The sequence below is a fragment of the Longimicrobium sp. genome (assembly GCF_036399255.1).
In the GTDB taxonomy this organism is placed as follows: domain Bacteria; phylum Gemmatimonadota; class Gemmatimonadetes; order Longimicrobiales; family Longimicrobiaceae; genus Longimicrobium.
The window spans coordinates 1-4,776 of sequence record NZ_DASWNM010000089.1; the positions used below are offsets into that span (position 1 = coordinate 1).

At 69.3% G+C, this 4,776-nt stretch carries 4 protein-coding genes; all 4 read right to left on the reverse strand.

Annotated elements, in window-relative coordinates:
* Positions 1-235: 235 nt before the first annotated feature.
* The gene (locus VGC13_RS15760; RefSeq protein ID WP_331126227.1) at positions 236-808 is read right to left on the reverse strand and encodes an HD domain-containing protein; all 573 of its coding nucleotides are present in this window, start codon (positions 806-808) and stop codon (positions 236-238) included.
* A 196-nt stretch (positions 809-1,004) separates the two neighbouring features.
* Complete coding sequence (locus tag VGC13_RS15765) at positions 1,005-1,205, reverse strand: hypothetical protein (RefSeq protein ID WP_331126228.1); 201 nt, start codon at positions 1,203-1,205, stop codon at positions 1,005-1,007.
* A 608-nt stretch (positions 1,206-1,813) separates the two neighbouring features.
* Positions 1,814-3,142, reverse strand: a complete 1,329-nt coding sequence (locus VGC13_RS15770) for a hemolysin family protein (RefSeq protein WP_331126229.1) — start codon at positions 3,140-3,142, stop codon at positions 1,814-1,816.
* A complete protein-coding gene (locus VGC13_RS15775; RefSeq protein ID WP_331126230.1) occupies positions 3,135-4,463 on the reverse strand; it encodes a hemolysin family protein in 1,329 nt (442 codons plus the stop codon). Before VGC13_RS15775 ends, VGC13_RS15770 begins: the two co-directional genes overlap by 8 nt.
* Positions 4,464-4,776: the final 313 nt, after the last annotated feature.

The following is a 4,776-nucleotide window of genomic DNA, read 5'->3' on the forward strand; positions in this document are numbered from 1 at the left end:
AGTCACCCATGTCGTAGATTCACGGGCTTGTGGACGGATGGTTGCTTCGACACCACCCATCTTACTGCAACCCAAGAAGATGCGACATGGGTTTTTTCTATCTATGACTCATGGATTGCGTTTGGGGTGAATAAGGCAGGATCAGCTTTTCCGCGATCCCTCCTCCCCTGCACCTGGTCACGCCCTTCGCCGTGGCGGAACGGGACAGTGTTACGTCCCGAAGGACGCTCCGCCGTCACTCCGTCCCGGCCAGCCCCAGCCGCGGCGCGACCCCACGCATGGCTTCGATGACGAACGCCACATGTTCCGCAAATTCGAGGCCGAGCTCTTCGGCGGCGTGCAGCACGTCGGCCCGGTCCACGCCGGCTGCGAACGCGCGGTCCTTCATCTTCTTCAGCACGGAACGCGCCTCGAGGTCCATCACCGAGCGGCTGGGGCGCACCAGTGCCGCGGCGGTGATCAGGCCGGTGATCTCGTCACAGGCGTGCAGGGTGCGGTCCAGACGGGTCGTGGGGTGCACCCCGGTGCGGGCGGCGTAGTGGGCCTGGATGGCGTGCAACACCTCGTCGGGGTACCCCCGCTCGCGCAGCATCTCCACCCCGCGTACCGGGTGCTCGTCCGGAAACTCTTCGTAGTCGAAGTCGTGCATCAGCCCCGCCAGGCCGTACAGCGCCTCGTCCTCGCCAAAGCGGCGGGCGTAGGCGCGGCAGGCGGCCTCCACCGAGTACATGTGGCGGCGCAGGCTTTCGCTCTGGACGTGCTGGTGCATCAGCGCGAGCGCGTCGTCGCGGCTGGGAAGCGTGGGCATCGGCGGCGTTCTCGGGTCCGGGTCAGGCCATGCTTCCGCCCGGTGGCGGAAGAGGGCGCGAATGTAAGCGGCCGGGGAAAGCGACGAAACCCGTGGCGGGGCTCCGCGGAACGGCGTCGGCTCCGCGCGTGCCGCCTCCCCGGAACGCGAACGGCCCCGGACGCGGGGTCCGGGGCCGCCGGGGTGCGGGCGCGGATCAGGGGCAGTCGCAGGAATTGGCCTCGGTGCACCAGCACGAGTTGATCTCGCTGCACCAGCACGAGTTGATGCCGCCCGTCACCATGCAGTCGTCGTCGATGGTGCACTGGAGCGATTCGGCCGGCGCGCCGGCCGCGTTCCCGCTGGGCTCGAACGACACCACCTGGATGGATTCCACCTGCAGCTTGAGCCTGGACATGGGGATCTCTCGGATCGTGGGTTCTCCCCGCACGCCCGAACGCGAGGGCGCGGAACGGACGGATTCTACGTACAACGGCGGGGAAGGTGGTTCAAGATCGTCAAAGGAGCGCCTCTGGACAAGGCGGGAGGATCGCCGGCCGGCATCGCACTGGCGCCCGAGAGGCCCCCTCTCCCCCGGCCCCTCTCCCCCGCTGCGCGGGAGAAAGGGGAGAATTCGATCCCGCTCCGACAGGCTGTACTCGCATCGCCTTCTCCGGAGCGCACCGGAGATTCCGCGCGCGTCACCTCTCTCCCGCGCAGTTTGCGGGGGAGAGGCCGGGAGAGGGGGCCCCTTTCGGACGCAGCTCGAAATCCGTCGAACCACCCAACTCCCGCCCTACCCAACCTCCCCCAGCAGTTTTGGGGGAGGTGCGAGCCTAATACCGGATCCTGAAAAAGAATGATCGTACAGAGGAACAGAGTCAGACAGAGGAACCTGGCTGACATTTCAGCTCGCTTTCTCTGTCTGACTCTGTTCCTCTGTACCCCAAAAGGTGTTGTTTTCCCGGATTCCGTATACGCGAGCGGAGGGGGCGCCCCGCGGACGCAGTTCGATGCCGGTCCCCCCTACTCCCTGTCCTCCGCCCGGCGGTTCAGGGGCCGCAGGGGCGTCACGGCGCACTCGGTGACGCCGTGGCCCTCCGTGGCCGTCACCTCGAAGCGCACGTCGTCCCACTCCACCGTGTCGCCGACGACCGGCGGACGGTCCAGCTCCGCCAGGACCAGCCCGCTGACCGTGTCGACCTCGGGGTGCTCCAGCACCAGGTCCAGCTCCTCGCCCACCTCGCCGATACGCATGGTCCCCGGCACCCGCAGCCGGCCCTCGGGGTCGCGGTCGGCGCCGGGGCGCTGCGCCCACCCCTCCTCGATCTCGCCGACGACTTCTTCGAACAGGTCCTCGATGGTGATGACCCCCGCCGTGCCGCCGTGCTCGTCCATCACCACCGCCATCTGGCTGTTGACGCGGCGCATGGCCCCCAGCACCGCGTCCATCCCCGCCGTCTCGGGGATGAAGGGCACCTCGCGCACCTCCGACGGCCGCAGCGCGCGGCGGTTGGGCATGCGCCGCAGGATGTCCTTGATGTGCACCACCCCCACGATGTGGTCCATGCTTCCCTCGTACACGGGATAGCGCGTGTGCGGCGTCGTCCGCAGGATGCGCAGCATCTCCTCGGAGGGCGCGCCCGCGGGAATGCCCACGCAGCGTACCCGGGGAATCATCACCTCCCCCGCCGTCAGCTCGCCGAACTCCAGGAGCTCCTGCACCACGTCGGCGCTCTCGCTGCGCAGCATGCCCCCCGCCTGGCTTTCGCGGACGATGAACTGCAGCTCTTCCGGCGTCCGGTAGTGCTCGCCGCTGGCCACGAAGCGGTTGATCCCCGCCATCCGCAGCAGCGCGTTGCCGATGCCGTTCAGCAGCATCACCGGCAGGATCACCACCCGCTGAATCCCCAGCATCACCGGCGTCACGATGAGCGCCGCGCGCTCGGCGGACTGCAGCGCCAGCGACTTGGGGATCATCTCGCCCACCACGATGTGGAAGTAGGTGAGGATGGCGACCGCCAGGACGCTGGCCAGCGTGTGCGCGGCCGGCGCCTTGAGCGGCCCCAGCCCCTCCAGGGAGTGGCCGATCCACTCGGCCAGCACGTGCTCGCCGTACATGCCCAGCCCCAGCGAGGCGATGGTGATGCCCAGCTGCGCCGTGGCGATGTAGCGGTCCTGCCGCCGCGGATCGCGCAGGATCCCCGCGACGATGCGCGCCACCGCGTCGCCGTCGGCCGCGCGGCGCTCGATGGCGGCCCGCGGCGCGCCCACGATCGCGAACTCGGCCGCCACGAACAGCGCGTTCAGCAGGATGAGCACGGTGATGATGAGGATGGGCACCAGCTTATCCATCGTGCCCCTCCCGCTCCGCCCGCTCGTCCTGGTACGGCGTGGCCAGGATGGAGGCCACCGCGTGCCCCGCCACCGACTCCACCTCGACCTGCACCCCGTCGATGCGCAGCCGCTCGCCGGGCTCGGGGACGTGGCCCAGCTCCTCCATCACCCGCCCGCCCACCGTGTCGGCCTCGCCCTCCCACAGCATCCCGATCCAGGGCTCGGCCTCGTCCAGCCGCAGCCAGCCGGGGAGGCGCACGCGGCCGTCGTCCAGCCGCTCGGGGCGCGGCTCGTTGACGCGGAACTCGTCGGCGATCTCGCCCATCACCTCCGTCAGCACGTCGTCCAGCGTCACCAGCCCCGCCACCCCGCCGAACTCGTCCATCACGATGGCCACGTGGCTGCGCCGCTCGCGCATCAGCGTCAGCAGCCGGTCGGCCGTGACGCTTTCGTGCACCATCAGGATGGGGCGCATGAGCTCGCGGACGGAGCGCACCCGGCCCCCTTCCAGCCAGCCGCGGAACAGGTCCTTGGTGTGCAGCAGCCCTTCCACGTGGTCGATGTCGCCGCGGTAGACGGGAAGGCGCGTGTACGGCGTCTGGGCCATGCGCAGCAGCACCTGGTCCACCGGCGTGTCGATCTCCACCCCCGCGATCTCCTGCCGCGGCACCATCAGGTGGCGCGCGGGGCGAATGCCCAGCTGCAGGGCGCGCCGCAGCCGCCGGTGCTCGTCGGGCTCCAGCAGCCCGCCGTCGCGGCTTTCGGCGATCAGCAGGTCGATCTCTTCGGGGCTGTGGATGTGCCGGTGGCTCACGGGCTGGACACCCATGGCGCGAAGTGCCAGGTTGCCGCTTCCGTTCAGAAAGCGGATGAACACCGAGAACACCACCAGCGACCAGCGCATGGGGAGCGACGTCCTGAGCGCCACCTGCGTGGGGAACTGCAGCGCCAGCGACTTGGGCACCAGCTCGCTCAGCACCATGGCCAGCACGGTGAGGACGACCAGGATGATGCCGGCCGCCGTGGAGCGCGCCCCGCTCTCGGACATGCCGAACATCTGCCGGAGGACGCCGGCCAGCGGCCCCGCCATGGACGCCTGCCCGTACGCGCCGATGATGAGCGAGGTAAGGGTGATGCCGATCTGGCAGGCTGCGATGTAGCTGTCGAGCGCCTGGGGGTCGTCCAGGTAGGGAAGCAGGCGCAGCGCGGCCGCGTCGCCCTGCTCGGCGCGCTGGCGAATGCGGCTGCGCCGCACGCTCACGGCGGCGAACTCGGCCGCCACGTACAGGGCGGTGAGCGCGATGAGCCCCGTGATGACCAGCAGTGGCAGCAGCGTCATCGCGGGGGGGTACGGGACGGGATCCGGGCCCCCGCGGGGGGGGCTCCGGGGGCGCGCGGAACGGGTCCGGCGCTCGTGGTACTTGTGCTCAAGCCTCGAAACGTGCTCATTGTGGGGATACACGGAACGCACGGAGCACGCCAGGCCCGCGCCACAAAGGTGCGGGGGGCACCCCACAGTTGTCGAAAGTGGTAAACAGAGTGAACATTAGAGGCTGACGCATGAACGATGGGACCCTCAGCAGGAGGAACCATGGCGGCAAATCGAGTCAGCCTCGAAGAACTGGAACGCGTCCTACCCGCCCGGCAGGTAA